Source organism: Bradyrhizobium sp. cir1, assembly GCF_014198245.1.
In the GTDB taxonomy this organism is placed as follows: Bacteria; Pseudomonadota; Alphaproteobacteria; order Rhizobiales; family Xanthobacteraceae; genus Bradyrhizobium.
This window is the reverse complement of sequence record NZ_JACIHE010000009.1, coordinates 121,752-137,979: the sequence shown is the minus strand read 5'-3', so window position 1 is coordinate 137,979 and position 16,228 is coordinate 121,752. Positions and strand designations below refer to the sequence as shown.

At 64.8% G+C, this 16,228-nt stretch carries 10 protein-coding genes; 2 read left to right on the top strand and 8 right to left on the bottom strand.

Translation table 11 applies throughout. The annotated features are described in order from the left end of the window. From glgB to GGD63_RS19910, 3 genes are read right to left on the bottom strand one after another with little or no spacing between them, the layout of a single operon-like run. Complete coding sequence (gene glgB, locus GGD63_RS19920; RefSeq protein ID WP_183244887.1) at positions 1 to 2,148, bottom strand: 1,4-alpha-glucan branching protein GlgB; 2,148 nt, start codon at positions 2,146 to 2,148, stop codon at positions 1 to 3. Continuing rightward, complete coding sequence (gene treS, locus GGD63_RS19915) at positions 2,141 to 5,434, bottom strand: maltose alpha-D-glucosyltransferase (RefSeq protein ID WP_183244886.1); 3,294 nt, start codon at positions 5,432 to 5,434, stop codon at positions 2,141 to 2,143. The genes glgB and treS overlap by 8 nt, the downstream gene beginning before the upstream one ends. Positions 5,435 to 5,445: 11 nt before the next feature. Then, the gene (locus tag GGD63_RS19910; protein ID WP_183244885.1) at positions 5,446 to 7,392 is read right to left on the bottom strand and encodes a maltotransferase domain-containing protein; all 1,947 of its coding nucleotides are present in this window, start codon (positions 7,390 to 7,392) and stop codon (positions 5,446 to 5,448) included. A gap of 204 nt (positions 7,393 to 7,596) precedes the next feature. On the opposite strand from GGD63_RS19910, the gene malQ reads away from it, so the two are divergent. Beyond that, entirely contained in the window at positions 7,597 to 9,558 is a 1,962-nt protein-coding gene (malQ, locus tag GGD63_RS19905) for a 4-alpha-glucanotransferase (RefSeq protein WP_183244884.1), read from the top strand. A gap of 30 nt (positions 9,559 to 9,588) precedes the next feature. Beyond that, positions 9,589 to 11,388: a glycoside hydrolase family 15 protein gene (locus tag GGD63_RS19900; protein ID WP_183244883.1), complete on the top strand. Its 1,800-nt coding sequence runs from the start codon at positions 9,589 to 9,591 to the stop codon at positions 11,386 to 11,388. 205 nt (positions 11,389 to 11,593) lie between these two features. Here the strand turns inward: GGD63_RS19900 and GGD63_RS19895 are convergent, their stop codons facing one another. From GGD63_RS19895 to gnd, 5 genes are read right to left on the bottom strand one after another with little or no spacing between them, the layout of a single operon-like run. Further along, positions 11,594 to 12,406 carry an HAD family hydrolase gene (locus GGD63_RS19895; RefSeq protein ID WP_183244882.1) on the bottom strand — a complete coding sequence of 271 codons (813 nt, stop codon included), beginning with the start codon at positions 12,404 to 12,406 and terminating at the stop codon, positions 11,594 to 11,596. After that, positions 12,403 to 12,945, bottom strand: a complete 543-nt coding sequence (locus GGD63_RS19890) for a gluconokinase (protein WP_183244881.1) — start codon at positions 12,943 to 12,945, stop codon at positions 12,403 to 12,405. Before GGD63_RS19890 ends, GGD63_RS19895 begins: the two co-directional genes overlap by 4 nt. Then, positions 12,932 to 13,681 carry a 6-phosphogluconolactonase gene (gene pgl / locus GGD63_RS19885; protein WP_183244880.1) on the bottom strand — a complete coding sequence of 250 codons (750 nt, stop codon included), beginning with the start codon at positions 13,679 to 13,681 and terminating at the stop codon, positions 12,932 to 12,934. Before pgl ends, GGD63_RS19890 begins: the two co-directional genes overlap by 14 nt. Further along, positions 13,678 to 15,189: a glucose-6-phosphate dehydrogenase gene (zwf, locus tag GGD63_RS19880; RefSeq protein ID WP_183244879.1), complete on the bottom strand. Its 1,512-nt coding sequence runs from the start codon at positions 15,187 to 15,189 to the stop codon at positions 13,678 to 13,680. Before zwf ends, pgl begins: the two co-directional genes overlap by 4 nt. Positions 15,190 to 15,217: 28 nt before the next feature. Continuing rightward, positions 15,218 to 16,216 carry a phosphogluconate dehydrogenase (NAD(+)-dependent, decarboxylating) gene (gene gnd / locus GGD63_RS19875; protein WP_183244878.1) on the bottom strand — a complete coding sequence of 333 codons (999 nt, stop codon included), beginning with the start codon at positions 16,214 to 16,216 and terminating at the stop codon, positions 15,218 to 15,220. Between the last annotated feature and the right edge of the window lie 12 nt (positions 16,217 to 16,228).

Here is a 16,228-nt window from a genome sequence, read left to right as displayed (position 1 = left end):
TCAGCTTTCCGGAACGAGGAAGATCGCGGCGAGCGGCGGAATGGTGAGGCGGAGCTCGGGCGTCTTGCCGTCAACGGTCTGAACCTCGCCGATGTTCCCGACATTGCTACCGCCGTAATGGGCGGAGTCGGAATTGAACACCTCTTTCCACTTGCCGGCCAGGGGCACGCGAACGCGATAGTTGCGATAGACATTGGGGGAAAAATTGACGATCACGAGGCACCGCGCGTGCTCGTCAAAGCCCTTGCGCAACCAGGCGAACACGTTGCGGTTGGCATCGTCAGTGATCAGCCATTCGAAGCCGGCCTGGTCGCAGTCCATCTGATGCAGCGCCGGTACCGCGCGGTAGAGCCGGTTGAGGTCGCGGATCAGCGACTGGATGCCGGAATGGACCTTGTATTCGAGCAGGTGCCAGTCGAGCGACTGGTCGTGATTCCATTCACGGCTCTGCGCGATCTCGGCGCCCATGAACAGCAGCTTCTTGCCGGGGTGGCCGAACATGAAGCTGTAATAGGCCCGCAAATTCGCAAAGCGCTGCCATTCGTCGCCGGGCATGCGTCCCAGGATCGAACGTTTGCCGTGCACGACCTCGTCATGCGACAGCGGCAGGATGAAGTTTTCCGAGAACGCGTAGTGCAGGCCGAACAGGATCTCGCCATGATGATATTTGCGGTGGATCGGATCCTTGCTGATGTAGTTCAGCGTGTCGTGCATCCAGCCCATGTTCCACTTGTAGCCGAAGCCGAGTCCGCCGAATTCGACCGGGCGCGAGACTTGCGGCCATGCGGTGGATTCTTCGGCGGCCGTGGTCGCCTGCGGGAAGCGGGCAAAGACCTCCGTGTTGAAGCGGCGCAGGAAGTTGATTGCTTCGATGTTCTCGCGGCCGCCATACTGGTTCGGAATCCACGCGTCGGGCGGGCGGCTGTAGTCGAGATAGAGCATCGACGCCACCGCATCGACGCGTAAGCCGTCGATGCCGTAGCGCTCCATCCAGAACAGCGCGTTCGACACCAGGAAGTTCGTCACTTCGGTGCGGCCGTAATTGTAGATCAGGGTGCCCCAGTCGAGATGGCGGCCCTGGAGCGGGTTGGCGTGCTCATAGAGCGCAGTGCCGTCAAAACTGCCGAGCCCGTGCGGATCGTCGGGGAAATGGCCGGGCACCCAGTCGAGCAGCACGCCGATGCCTTCGCGGTGGCAGGCATCGACCAGCGCGGCGAAATCCTCAGGGCTGCCGAACCGGCTGGTCGGGGCATAGAGGCCGGTGGGCTGATAGCCCCATGAACCGTCGAACGGATGCTCGCTCACGGGCAGGAATTCGAGATGCGTAAACCCCATGTCGCGGGCATAGGCCGGCAGTTGCTCGGCAAGCTCGCGATAGGTCAGCCATTCATTGTTGCCCTTGCGCCGCCACGAGCCGAGATGGACCTCGTAGATCGACATCGGCGCCGACAGCGCGTTGATGCCGTCGGGCGCCGGGCGCGGCCGCGGCAGATGCGCCTCGTCGAGCACGATCGAGGCGGTCTTCGGCCGCACCTCGCTCGCAAACGCCAGCGGATCGGATTTCAGCGGCAGCAGATGGCCATGCGGGCCGATCATCTCGAACTTGTAGTGATCGCCGATCTTCGCATGCGGGATGAACAGTTCCCAGTACCCGCTGCCGCGCACCCGCATCGGATGACGCCGCCCGTCCCAGAAGTTGAAATCGCCGACCACGGATACGCGCTGCGCATTCGGCGCCAGCACCACGAAGCCGATGCCGTCGACGCCGTCGAGCCGCATCGGATGCGCGCCGAGCTTGTCGTAGAGGCGCTGGTGGGTGCCTTCGCCGAGCAGATAGAGGTCGAAATCGGTCAGGATCGGCGGAAAGCGGTAGGCATCCTCGAACTCGACGATGTTGTTGCCGAATTTCGCGCGCAGCTGGTAGTGCTTCGAGCCGTTGGGCAGGGCTCCGATGAACAGGCCGGAGTCATGAACGCGGTCGAGCGGCGCGACCTCGCCGTGCTCGCCGACCGCCTCGACATTGGTGGCCTCGGGCAGGAAGGCGCGCACCACGCTCTTGCCGCCCTCGGGATGCAGCCCGAGATAGTGGAAGGGGTCGGAGTGGCGGCCCTCGATGATCGCGTAGGCTTCGGCTGGCAGTTTAGGCATGGGCTTCGCTCTCGGCACTGGACAGAATGCGAAGCAGTCCGGCCAGCGGCGCATGGAGCCCCTCGGGCCGGTGGGACAGTTCGTACTCTACGTCGTCGAACGCTTGATCAAGCAGGAAAAACCTTAACAGGCCTTGCGCACCTTGCGGATCTTCCGGCCATAGCCGCCGGTCGGTCATGGCCTCGCGATAGGCGTGCAGGAACGTCGTGGTGGCGCGTTCGCGCCATTCGCCGAGCGCGGCCGCAAGCCGGTCCTGTTCGTCGGAGGCGCCGGTGAGGGCGCGATTGATGGCCACGTTAACCGAAAGATCAATCGAGCGGATCATGCCGGCGACGTCGCGCGCGGCAGGCAGCTTGCGCCGCTTGTCGGCCAGCGGCCGGCGCGGATTGCCGTCGAAGTCGATGATGAAGATGTCGTCCTTCACGATCAGAGTCTGCCCGAGGCGGAAGTCGCCATGATGACGGATGTTCAACCCGCCGATCCCGGAAGGCAATAGTGCATTGAGGTGGTCGGGCAGGGCCGCGCGCGCTGCGCCGAGTTGGTCGATCAGCGGCCGGTCCGCCTCCCGCAGGCCGTCGCGGCTGTTGGCCAGGTGGTCGAAAACGCGCTCGGCCCGCGCCTTGAGGTCGGAGACCCAGCGCCCGGCATGTTCGGAGCCGAGCGGCTCCGGAGCGAGATTGTCCGGCTTTGCCGCGGCCAGGGCGACATGCAACTCGGCAAGCCGCCGGCCGATCTGCGCGATGAAGTGCAGATAGGGCGCCTGCTCCTGGGTCTCGCGCGGCGCCTCGCCCGCGGGCGAGACCCGCTGCTCGTCGATATAGCGATCGAGATAACCGGTGGTGACGGTCCAGCCGTCGCCCTGGTTCTCGACAAAGGCATGCAGCACGCCGAGCGCGCTGTGCCGATCGTCCTCGACCAGCTCGACACTGCCGAGCAGGGCCGGCGTGTTGGCGAAGTGAGCCACCTCGGTGAGATAATGGCCGATCTCGATCTCGGGACTGGTGCCGCTTTCGAGCTGCCGATAGATCTTGACGACATATTGGTTGTCCACGAGCGCGGTGCTGTTGGACTGCTCGATCGCGCGGATGCGTTCGGGCTCCTTGATGGTGTAGTCGGCGAACCGGCTGGTCGCCTTGAACTCGAGCCGCAGATCGTTCTCGTCCACCACCAGGTTTTGCGACAGACCCCGCAGGAACAGGCCGATGAAGATCTGCTCGGTCGCGACGTCCAGCAGCGTGCCCTCGCGCGCACCCTGGCGGACAGCGGCGAGCGCCTTCGGGTTGAAGCGTTCGCGGTCGAAGCGTACCCATTCGATCTGCATCGGCAGCACGTAGCGCGTCGTGACGTCGTCCCGCGTGGTCTCGAAGAATGCGATCCAGGGCCTGTTGTCGCCGATATCGCTGAAAGGCACCGCCGAGGTCAGCGAGGCCTTGATGTGCTTGGGATTGTGCTCCGGATACCAGCGTGTCCTTGCCAAAAATCCCGGCAGCACGTCGCGCTCGAACACGCCGCGCTCGCGTGCCAGCGACACCCAGTTCGAATTGACCGGCACGACCAGCGTCTCGAACTCGGGCACCGCGCGCGGCGTCACCGGCTCGGACTTGTCGCGCTCGGTGAGCTGGAACCAGTAGAAGCCGTAAGGCCCGAGCGTGATCATGTAGGGCAATTCGCCGATCGCCGGGAAGCGCGTCCGTCCAAGCATCTCCTGCGGAATGCGGTCCTTCCACGGCGACAGATCGAGCTCGGTCGCCTGCGCCGCGCGCGAGAGGTTGGCGACGCAGAGGATCACCTCGTCGCGATACTGCCGGACATAGGCCAGCACGGCGCGATTGGCCGGGCGGATGAAGGTCATGGAGCCGCGACCGAAGGCGAGCGTCGACTTGCGCACCGAGATCAGCCGCTTGGTGGCGCTGAGCAGCGACGACAGGCTGCGCGACTGCGCCTCCACGTTCACCGATTCATAGCCGTAGACCGGGTCCATGATCAGCGGCGCGTAGAGCCGGGCCGGATCGCAGCGCGAGAAGCCGCCATTGCGGTCCGGGCTCCATTGCATCGGCGTGCGCACGCCGTTGCGGTCGCCGAGATAGATGTTGTCGCCCATCCCGATCTCGTCGCCGTAATAGATGATCGGCGTTCCCGGGAAGGACAGCAGCAGCGAGTTCATCAGCTCGATCTTGCGGCGGTCGTTGTCCATCAGCGGCGCGAGGCGCCGCCTAATGCCGACATTGATGCGGGCGCGCGGATCGTTGGCGTAGGTGGTCCAGAGATAGTCGCGCTCGACGTCGGTGACCATCTCCAGAGTGAGCTCGTCATGGTTGCGCAGGAACAGCGCCCATTGGCAGCTCGCCGGGATGTCCGGCGTCTGGCGCAAAATGTCGGTGATCGGGAAGCGGTCCTCCTGCGCGATCGCCATGTAGATGCGCGGCATCAGCGGGAAGTGGTAGGCCATGTGGCATTCGTCGCCGCGGCCGAAATATTCCTGCACGTCCTCCGGCCATTGATTGGCTTCGGCGAGCAGCAGCTTGCCCTTCGAATAGGAATCCAGCTCCTGGCGCAGGCGCTTGATGATCGCATGCGTCTCCGGCAGGTTCTCGTTCGAGGTGCCCTCGCGCTCGCAGAGATAGGGAATGGCGTCCAGCCGGAAACCGTCGACTCCGGCATCCAGCCAGCGTTTCATCACCTGGATGATGGCGCTGACCACGCGCGGATTGTCGAAATTGAGGTCGGGCTGGTGCGAGAAGAAACGGTGCCAGTAGAAGGCGCCGGCCTCCGGATCCCAGGTCCAGTTCGACTTCTCGGTGTCGGTGAAGATGATGCGGGTGCCCTGGTATTTCTGGTCGGTATCGCTCCAGACATACCAGTTGCGCGCGCTCGAGCCCGGATGGCTGCGGCGTGCGCGCTTGAACCATTTGTGCTGGTCCGAGGTGTGGTTGACGACCAGCTCGGTGATGACGCGCAGGCCACGCTTCTGCGCCTCCTGGATGAAGCGCTTGAAGTCCTTCATCGTCCCGAAATCGGGATTGACCGCGCCGTAGTCGCCGATGTCGTAGCCGTCGTCGCGACCGGGCGAGGGATAGAACGGCAGCAGCCACAGCGCGGTGACACCGAGCTCCTGGAGATAGGGCAGCTTCTCGGTCAGCCCGGCGAAGTCGCCGATGCCGTCATTGTTGCTGTCGGCAAAGGCCTTAACGTGGAGCTGGTAGATGATCGCGTCCTTGTACCAGAGCTCATCCACGACCTCGGCAGCCTCGGCCTTCTTGGTGTCGACGGAAGACAGAACATTCATGGCGTGCCCCCTTACGCCAGGCAGCGGAACAAGAGCGCCGGATCGCGGTCGGGATCGATACGCAACCTGATCCCGCCCCATTCGATGCGGGACTGCTCGCCGGTGAGAAGGTTTTCGAGTGCCGTCACATGGTGTCGCTGTCCATCGGCGTCAACGGTGAGGTCGCCGAGCGGCAGCCAGAATTCGCGCGCATGGCGCGAGAGCGCAATCACGACGACGACGGTGTTTGCGGGATCATCCGCCTCCTTGGCAAAGGCGATCGTCTCGCCATCCTCGATGCCGAGGAAGCGCAAGGCCGCGGTCTGCTGCAGCGCCGCGTTGTCGTTGCGAATGCGGTTGAGCGCGGCAATCCAGGGCTTGATGTTGCCGGGCCTGTTCCAGTCGCGCGTCTTGACCTGGTACTTCTCGGAATCGAGATATTCCTCGCGGCCGGGAACCGCCTCGTGCTCCAGCAGCTCGAACCCGCCAAAGATCCCGTAATTGCCCGACAGCGTCGCGGCCAGCGCGAGCCGCGATTTGAACATCCAGGGCTCGCCGCTCTGGAGATGATAGGGCAAGAGGTCGGCGGTGTTGACGAACAGGTTCGCCCGGTAGAAGTCCCGCTCGGGATAACGGGTCAGCTCGCCGAGATACTGTTCCAGCTCCCACCTCAAAGTGCGCCAGGGGAAATAGCTGAAGGACTGCGCGAAGCCGAGCTTGGCGAGGCCCTTCATCGGCTTCGGCCGTGCAAACGTCTTGGAGAACAGGATCACCTCGGGATGCCGGCGGCGGATGTCGCCGATCAGCCACTCCCAGAACGGAAGCGGCGCGGTGTCATGATTGTCGATGGCGAAGATGGTGACGCCATGGTCGATCCAGAACAGCAGGGCGTCGCGAAACGCATTCCACAACCCGGCGCGATCGACGCAGCCGAAATCGGGGATGACGATGTCCGAATAGGGCCCATCCGCCGTCCGCACTGAGCGGTCCGGCCGCCACTTGAACCATTCCGGATGCTGCGTCAGCCAGGGATGGTCCGGCGAGCACTGCACGGCGAAGTCCAGCGCAAGCTCGAGCCCGTACTCGAGACATGTGGCGACCAGCGCGCGAAAGTCCTCGATCGTGCCAAGCTCGGGATGCAGCGCATCGTGCCCGCCCTCGGCGGCGCCGATCGCATAGGGCGAGCCGGGATCGCCCTCGCTCGCCACCGGCGCGTCGTTGCGGCCCTTGCGGCTTGTGTGGCCAATCGGGTGGATCGGCGTGAAGTAGAGCACGTCAAAGCCCATCGCGGCGATGTCGGGCACGCGTGCAATGCAGTCGCGGAGCGTGCCGTGCTGGCCGGGGACCTCGCTCTGGCTGCGCGGCATCATCTGGTACCAGGCGCCGAAGCGCGCCTTGTTGCGGTCGACGATCAGCGGGAAGAGCGGCGAGCGCGTCAGGTCGGGCCGCGACTGGCTCTCGGCCATGGCTTTGCCGAGCTCGGTTGCCAGCAGCGGCGTAACGTCGCCGGTCTCGAGGTAATCCTCGCATCGCTTGATGATGACCGCTGCGGCGTCCTGCCGCGCGCCATGCGCCTTGGTCAGGAGCCCGGCGCCCTCGATCGCATCGAGGCTGACATCGGCCCCGCTCCGCTGCTTGCGCGCGACGGCGTGCGACCAGGTGGCGAACTCGTCGGTCCAGGCTTCGATCGCGTAGACATATTGGCCGGGCTCAATGGGTGTGAACGCGCCGCACCAGCGGTCATTGCCGTGAGGGGTCATCGGCTCGCTCCGCCATTCGCGGTCCTGTTCGCGGCGCCAGATCAGCGCGGCGGCGATCACGGCGTCGCCGTCGCGATAGATGTCGGCCCAGACCTCGATAGGTTCACCCGCGATCCGCTTCACGGCGAAGCGGCCGCCGTCGATCAGGGGATAGACGTCTTCGATGAGGAAAGCGCTGCCGGCTGCGGCACTTTCGACAGTTTGAATTGTCTTGTTCACGGTGATGCCATTGACAAGAAAGCAGGAGCCCGTTTCCCTTGTCGGGAACCTACGCTTGGTACCATTATAGAAAGCCGCTTGTGTGTCATTGGTTCCCTGGGGAACGGCAAGCGCAGTTTGCGAGTTACCCCTGACTAACCTCTTCCGCGACCTCGTTAAAATCGATGCCCCCGGCCAAACCATGGCCTGCAAGCTGCGTGCCGAATGGATCTTTTAGCTCAAGCCCGGATCAAGGGCGTTCAATCCGAATTCATCGACGCCCTCGGCAAGCTGCGGGTCACCGCGCCGGAGGCGCTCAAATCCATCCTCGATGCCCTGCCGGAGAAGCGGGTCTACCGCTTCGTCGGCGGGCCGGTCGTGGTCCGCGCCCTGGGGCATCCGCGCACCGAACTGGCGGCAACCGGGACGCCGCCGCTGCAATGGAAAATCTCCGGCAACGGCAATGTGATCGCGCAAGGCGAGACGAGCGAGCCGGTCATTGCCTGGCCCGACGGCCTGCCGCTCGGCTATCACCGCCTGACGCTGACGGATGCCGGGGGCGTGAGCGAAGAGGTGCCGATGATCGTGGCGCCCGAGCGCGCCTTCGGCGGTGATTTCGACCGCGGCTGGCTGCTCGCCGTGCAGCTCTACAGCGTCCGCTCGAACCGCAATTGGGGCATCGGCGATTTCACCGACCTCGCCGGTCTCGTCCGGCTCGCTAAGCAACTCGGCGCCGACGGAGTCGGCCTCAATCCGCTGCACGTCTTGTTCGACGACCAGCCGGCCGATTGCAGCCCCTATTCGCCGAACAGCCGGCTGTTTCTCAATCCGCTCTATATCGACGTTGAGGCGATCCCGGAATATTCCGCCGATCTCGTCCCCGATGCGGCCGCAACCGCCGCGCGGCTGCGCGAAGGCGACCGCGTGCCCTATGCCGACATGGCGGCGCTGAAATGGCTGGCCTTGCGCGCTGCCTTCAACAGCTTCGTGAGGAGCGCGAGCGCGGCGCGCCGCAAGGAGTTTGACGCCTTCCGCGCCGCCCGCGCGCCGCTGTTGTCCCGCTTTGCCTGTTTCGAGGTGCTGCGGCATCGCTTCAACCGGCCGTGGTGGGAATGGCCGTCCGAATGGCAACAGCCGGACGCAGCCAAATGCGCCGAGCTGCGCAACGGGCCTGACCGGCGCGAGGTCGAGTTCGTCGAATTCGTGCAGTGGACGGCCGACAGCCAATTGCATGCCGCCAAGGAGCTGGCCGGCCAGCTCGGCATGCGCGTCGGGCTCTATCTCGACGTCGCCGTCGGCGTGCAGTCGAACGGCTTCGATGCCTGGAACGAGCAGACCGCGATTTCCCGCCACCTCGCCGTCGGCGCGCCGCCCGACGTGCTCAACACCGTCGGCCAGGACTGGGGCCTCGCCGGCTTCAATGCCGGCGGCCTCGAGGCGCAGTCCTTCGTGCCGTTCGCCGACATGCTGGCGGCGTCGATGCGCCACGCCGGCGCCATCAGGCTCGACCACGTGCTCGGGTTGAAGCGGCTTTACCTCGTGCCGCGCGGCTTCAAGCCCGACAACGGCGCCTATGTGCAGATGCCGTTCGAGGCGCTGCTCGCCGCGGTGGTGCGCGAGAGCGCGTCCCACAAATGCATCGTGATCGGCGAGGACCTCGGCACCGTGCCGGAAGGCTTTCGCGAGACCATGCAGGATTTCGGCATCTGGTCCTACCTCGTCATGATGTTCGAGCGCGACGACGCCGGCCATTTCCGCAATGTCGACCATTACCGGCCCAACGCTCTGGTGACGCTGAACACGCATGATTTGTGCACCTATGCGGGCTGGCGCTCCTTCAGCGATCTCAAGATGAAGCGCTCGCTCGGGCTAGACCCCGGCGAGGATGACCAGGCGCGCTGGGATGCGCTCGGCATGCTCGACCAGATCCTGCGCCAGAACGGCATCGTCGCCAACGACCTCTATTCGGTGCTCGCCTTCTTGTCGCGCACGCCCTCGCGGCTGCTCGCGGTGTCCATGGAGGACCTGCTCGGCGTGATCGACCAGCCCAACATTCCCGGCACGATCGACGAGCATCCGAACTGGCGCCAGCGCCTTCCTGTTACGCTCGACAAGATCGCCTCCAAGGTCGATCTCGCGGCTTTGAAGGCTGCGACGCGGGAACGTTCGCTGACCGGCGGGAGTTGAAACGCCGGGGCTTCCCAGGCTCGTACGACATTGATGCAAAGGATCGAGGACTATGCGCTGATCGGCGACTGCGAGACCGCGGCGCTGGTCGGGCGCAACGGCTCGATCGACTGGCTGTGCTGGCCGGCCTTCGACTCTGACGCCTGCTTTGCCGCGATCCTCGGCACGCGCCGGAACGGCCGCTGGCTGGTCGCGCCAAGCGAGGACGTCACCGCGACGTCGCGCCGCTATCTCGGCAATACCCTCATCCTCGAAACGCGGTTTGAGACCAAAAGCGGCACCGTGGCGCTGATCGACTTCATGCCGCCGCGCGGCAAGGCGTCCGACATCGTGCGTCTGGTTCGCGGCGTCAGCGGGAAGGTCGAGATGCGGATGGAGCTCATCATCCGCTTCGGCTTCGGCGTGGATATTCCCTGGGTGCGACGGATCGATCATTCCCTGCTCGCGATTTGCGGCCCGGACATGACGGTGCTCCGCACGCCGGCGAAGACCCGCGGCGAGGATCTGACCACGGTGTCGGACTTCGAGGTGAGGGCAGGCGAGACCATGCCCTTCGTGCTGACCTACGGTCCCTCGCATCTCGATCCTCCCGGACCGATAGATACTGAGCTCGCGCTTAGGGAGACCGAGAATTTCTGGCAGGATTGGTGCCGCCCTTGCACCCGCGACGGCGATTATCACGATCTGATCATGCGCTCGCTGATCACACTGAAGGCGCTGACCTTCGGCCCCACCGGCGGCATCGTCGCGGCGCCCACCACGTCCTTGCCGGAAAAGCTCGGCGGCAGCAGGAACTGGGATTACCGCTTCTGCTGGCTGCGCGATGCCACTTTCACGCTGCTGGCGCTGATGAACTCGGGCTACACCGAGGAAGCTTCGGCCTGGCATAATTGGTTGCTGCGCGCCGCCGCCGGCTCGCCGTCGAACATGCAGATCATGTACGGCATCTGGGGTCAGCGGCGGCTCTTGGAATGGGAGGCGGCCTGGCTCGCCGGTTACGAGGGCGCGCAGCCGGTGCGCGTCGGCAATGCCGCGCATGCGCAGCTCCAGCTCGACGTCTACGGCGAACTGATCGACGCCTTCCACCAGTCGCGCATGGCCAAGCTGCAGCTCGACGAGGAGAGCTGGGCGCTGGAATGCAACGTGCTCAACCATCTCGCCGAGGTCTGGGACCGGCCCGACCACGGCATCTGGGAGCGCCGCGGGCAGGCCAAGCATTACGTTTTCTCGAAAGTGATGAGCTGGGTCGCTTTCGACCGCGGCATCAAGAGCGCCGAGACCTTCGGCTTCAAGGCGCCGCTCTTGCACTGGCGCACCCTGCGCGAAGCCATTCATCGCGACGTCTGCAACAACGGTTTTGACGCGGAGGAGAACGCCTTCGTCGAGTCCTACGGCACGAAGCTGCTCGATGCCAGCGTGCTGCTGCTGCCGGGGGTCGGCTTCCTGCCGGCGTCGGACCCGCGCATCTGCGGCACCATCGCCGCCGTCGAGAGATGCCTGATGCGCGACGGTTTCGTGCTGCGGCACGATCCGCGCGAGCTGCCTGCGGGACAGCCGCTGCTCGAAGGCGCGTTCCTCGCCTGCAGCCTGTGGCTGGCCGATGCCTATGTGCTGTCGGGCAATCTCGACAAGGCGCAGGAATTGTTCGACCGCGTGATCGGCGTTGCGAACGACGTCGGGCTACTCGCCGAAGAATACGACTCCGTGGCCCGCCGCCAGACCGGCAATTTCCCACAGGCGCTGACCCACATCGCGCTGATCAACACCGCACATAATTTGTCGGCGGCAAGGCAGCGCAGCGAGAAGCCGGCGATGCAGCGGTCGCAGTAGTGATGGGCCAGCCCTGCGGGTACTTTAGAGCGGCTGCCGGACGGACACGGCCTGCATGGTTCGAGACGCCCGCTTTGGCGGGCTCCTCACCATGAGGGTCTGATATTTCGCCGCGAAACGAGACCTCATCCTGAGGGCCCGCCGCAGGCGGGCGTCTCGAAGGATGGCCGCAGGCTCGCTCTTCCAGTGCTTAGGCTATCAAACCTCAGCCAACCCCATTCCGCGTCAAAATCATCTCCATCGCCTCGGCAAAACCGTCCTGCTCATTGCTCGCGGTGACGTGGGTCGCCTCGTCCTTGACGTTGTCGGCGGCGTTGCCCATGGCGATCGAGGTGCCGCTGACGCGGAACATTGCGAGGTCGTTCTGCATGTCGCCGATGGTGGCGACGGCGTCGGTCGAGATGTCGAGGCGCCTGGCCATGGCCTCGACGAACGTGCCCTTGTTGAAGCCAGGCGGCGTGATGTCGAGATAGTAGGTCTGCGAGCGCACCGCGGTGGCCTCGCTGCCGAGCGCCTCCTGCATCGCCTTCTCGCAAGCTGCGAGCCCGGCCGCATCGGCGCTGGCGCCGACGATCTTGCAGGCGCTTGCGAGGTAGGGCGAAAAGTCCGTCACGATGGCGGGGTCGGAGCGGATCGTGTGCCGCTCGTGCGCGACGTATTTACCGCTGGGATTGTCGATCAACCATTGGTCGGTGGTGAACAGCCAGATGTCGGCGCCGTAGTCGCGGAGGATCTGCAGGGACCGCTCGGCGGCGCCCGGCGGAATCAGATGCTGCTCGACCGGCCGCATCTCGGGATCGACGATCGAGGAACCGTTGAACGGGCCCACCGGCAGCCACAGCGCCAGCGGCTCGATCAGGAAACGCATGCCGATCGCAGGGCGGCTGGAGGTGATGGTGAAGCCGATGCCGGCCTTGTGCAGCCGCTGTACTGCGTTCCGTGCCCCGTCGGTCAGCGTCTTGTCCTTGGTCAGCAGCGTGCCGTCGACGTCGGAGACCACGAGTGAGATGGGGATCATGGCAGAACCTTGGGTATTGCGCCGCCCAGTTTCAATTGTCGTACGATGCCGTCCACGATCGCCTCGACGGTCTCGTCGATCGAGACGGTGATAACATGCTCGCCCGCCTCGGGCGGCTCCAGCGTGTCGAATTGGCTCGTCAGCAGCCCGGGCGGCATGAAATGGCCCTTGCGTTGCGCCAGCCGCTCGGCGATCAGCTCTTTCGTACCCTTCAGGAACACGAAGCGGACGTCACTGCGTCCGCGCAGCAGCACGTCACGATAAGTGTGCTTCAGCGCCGAGCAGGCGATGATGATATGCTCGCCGCGTCCGCACACCCGCTCGATCTCGTCGGCGATGGCGTTGAGCCAGGGCCAGCGGTCCTCGTCGGTGAGCGGATGGCCGGCCCGCATCTTCTCGACATTGCTGGCGGGATGGAAGCTGTCGCCGTCCTCGAAGCGCCAGCCGAGCCGCTCGCCGAGTGCGCCTGCAACCGTGCTCTTGCCCGAACCCGACACGCCCATCACGATCAACGCACAAGGTGCTTCAACGCGGCCCACGAATTTCCTCCGGAAGCGCGGCCCTATCGACCAGCCAGACGGTCTCACCATTCGAGCGCGCGCGTAAGGCCGGCAGATTCTCGCCATTGAGCAGGCGCGTCAAGATCGGCTGCTTGTCGTGCCCGGCAATCTCGAACAGCATTTCGCGGCAGGAGGCCAGCGCAGGCAGCGTGAGCGAGACCCGCGGCACGAACGGCGCGACATTGGCCTTGGGGACGCCAATGACCCAGCGCCGGGTCTCCTCGATCTCGGGATAGCCGGGAAACAGCGATGCGGTGTGGCCGTCCGGGCCAGCGCCCATCAGTACCACGTCGAACAGCGGCCGCGCCGGATCGAGCCGGTCTGCGCCGTAGAAGGCCTGCAGCTCGTGCGCATAGGCTCCCGCACCGGCATCGGGATTTTCGGCCGTGGTCGGCATCGGGTGGATATGGCCGGGGAGCGCATTGCGATCGAGAAATGTCGCCCGCGCGACCGCCATGTTGTTGAGAGGATCGCTTTCGGGCACGAACCGCTCGTCGCCGATGAACCAGTGCACGCGCTCCCATGGGATCCTGCCGCGCCAGGCGTCGCTGCCAAGCAATTGATAGAGCTTCTTCGGGCCCGACCCGCCGGTGAGGCAGATCGCGATACGCCCGGGATTGGCGCCGATCCGCGCCATCACTCGTTCGGCCGCGGCCTGCGCCAGCGCCTCGGCATCGGCCGCGACGATCAGCTTCGGTTGTCCGGCCGCCATCACGAAAATTTCCGCCAGCTTCGCCCGTCGCGCCGGAGCAACTCGTCGGCGCAAGCGGGGCCGTCGCTGCCGGCTTCATAGGTCTCGATGCCGTTGGTGCCGGCCTGCTTCCAGGCGTCCAGGAACGGCTGCACCGCCTGCCAGCCGGCCTCGATGCCGTCGGCGCGCTGGAACAGGATGTTGTCGCCGATCATGCAGTCGTAGATCAGCGTCTCGTAGCCGGTCGAGGGATCGGCGCGGAAATAGTCGCCGTAGCGGAACTTCATCTCGACGCCGTCGATGGTGATGCTCGGCCCCGGGATCTTGGCGTTGAACTGCAGCTCGATGGTCTCGGTCGGTGCGATGCCGATGGTGAGGAAGTTCTGCGACAGGCGGTCAACGTCCGTGCCCGAAAACATCGACAGCGGCGCTTGCTTGAACTTGATCGCGACTTCGGTGCGCTTGTGACCAAGCGCCTTGCCGGTGCGCAAATAGAAGGGCACGCCGGCCCAGCGCCAATTGTCGATCATCAGCTTGAGCGCGACAAAGGTCTCGGTGGTGCTGTCGGGCTTGACGTCCTCGGTCTTGCGATAGTCCGTGATCTCGTCGTCGCCGCTGCGGCCAGCGAGATATTGCGCGCGCACCGAATTCTTCAGCGCCTCTTCCCGGCTGGGCTGCTGGATCGATGTAAGCACGTCGGCCTTCTCGGAGCGCACGGAATGTGCGTCGAAACGCGCGGGCGGCTCCATCGCGACCAGCGACATCAGCTGGAACAGATGGTTCGGCACCATGTCGCGCAGCGCGCCGGTTGCATCGTAGAAACCGCCGCGATGGCCGACACCGAGCCTCTCTTCCACCGTGATCTGGATGTGGTCGATGTGGTTGCGATTCCAGATCGGTTCGAACATGCCGTTGGCAAAGCGCAGCACCAGGATGTTCTGCACCGTCTCCTTGCCGAGATAATGATCGATCCGGTAGATCTGGTGCTCGTCCATGATCTTCAGCAGCTCGCCGTTCAGCGCACGCGCCGAGGCGAGGTCGGTGCCGAACGGCTTTTCGATCACGAGACGCCGCCAGGCGCCGTTCTCCTTCATCATGCCAGTGCGGCCGAGCTCGCGCGCGGTCGGAGCGAACGCGGCGGGCGGCGTTGCCAGATAGAACAGCCGGTTGCCGCCGGTCTCCTGCGCGCATTCCAGCGAATCCAGATGCTCGCGCAGGCGATCAAAGGAAGGCGGATCCTTCGGATCGGCCTCGACGAAGGTCACGCATTCCAGCAGCTTCTTGGCGATGTCGTCGTCCACGGGACGGGTCGCGAACTGGCGCAGGCCCTTCAGCAGGCTGTTGCGCAATTCGTCATCCGACTGGCCCTTGCGGGCCACGCCGACGACGCAGAACTTCTCAGGCAACAGATGCTCGGCCGCCAGATTGTAGAGCGACGGCATCACCAGGCGATGGGTGAGGTCGCCGGTGACACCAAAGATGACGAAGGCGCAATTTTCCGGCTTCTGTTTTGCTTGCGGGTCTTTTGTCACGAATTGTCGGCCTTCGCTTTGTTGCTGGCTACTTTGGTTTCGAAGCGCCCGGCTGCTTCGGCTCCTTGTGGCCGCCGAAACCCGCACGCATCGCGGAGAGAATTTTTTCGGCGAAGGTGTGTTCCTTGCGGGAACGGAAACGTGTGTAGAGCGCCGCGGTCAGGACTTCGGCCGGCACGGCCTCGTCGATCGCGGCATTCACGGTCCAGCGCCCTTCGCCGGAATCCTCAACGAAGCCCGAATATTCCGACAGAAGCGGGCTGTCGGCGAGTGCGGTCGAGGTGAGGTCGAGCAGCCAGGACGGAATCACGCTGCCGCGCCGCCACACTTCGGCGATGTCGGCGAGATCGAAATCATAGCGATGATCCGCCGGCAGGGCCTCGATATTGGCATTCTTGAGAATGTCGAAACCTTCGGCATAGGCCTGCATCAGGCCGTATTCGATGCCGTTGTGGATCATCTTGACGAAGTGACCGGCGCCGACGGGGCCGGCATGGATGTAGCCTTGCTCGATACGGGGATCGCGTCCCTCGCGTCCTTCGGTGCGCGGGATGTCGCCGGCGCCGGGCGCGAGCGCAGCAAAGATTGGATCGAGCCGGTCGACCACCTGCTTCTCGCCGCCGATCATCATGCAATAGCCGCGGTCGAGGCCCCAGACGCCGCCTGACGTGCCGACGTCGACATAGTGGATGCCGCGCGCCTTCAGCGCCTTGCCGCGGCGGACGTCGTCCTGCCAGAACGTGTTGCCGCCGTCGATGATGACGTCGCCTTCCTGCATCACCCCCGCGATCGTGTCGATCGTCGTCTCGGTGATGTGGCCGGCCGGCAGCATCACCCACGCCGTGCGCGGCCGCTCGAGTTTGGAGATGAACTCTTCCAGCGTCGCCGAGCCGACTGCGCCGTCCGCAGCAAGGCCAGCCACGGCCTTGGCGTCCTTGTCGTAGACCACGGTCGAATGGCCCTGGCGCATCAGCCGGCGAACGATGTTGCCGCCCATCCGGCCGAGGCCGATCATGCCGAGTTGCATGTGAGAGATTCC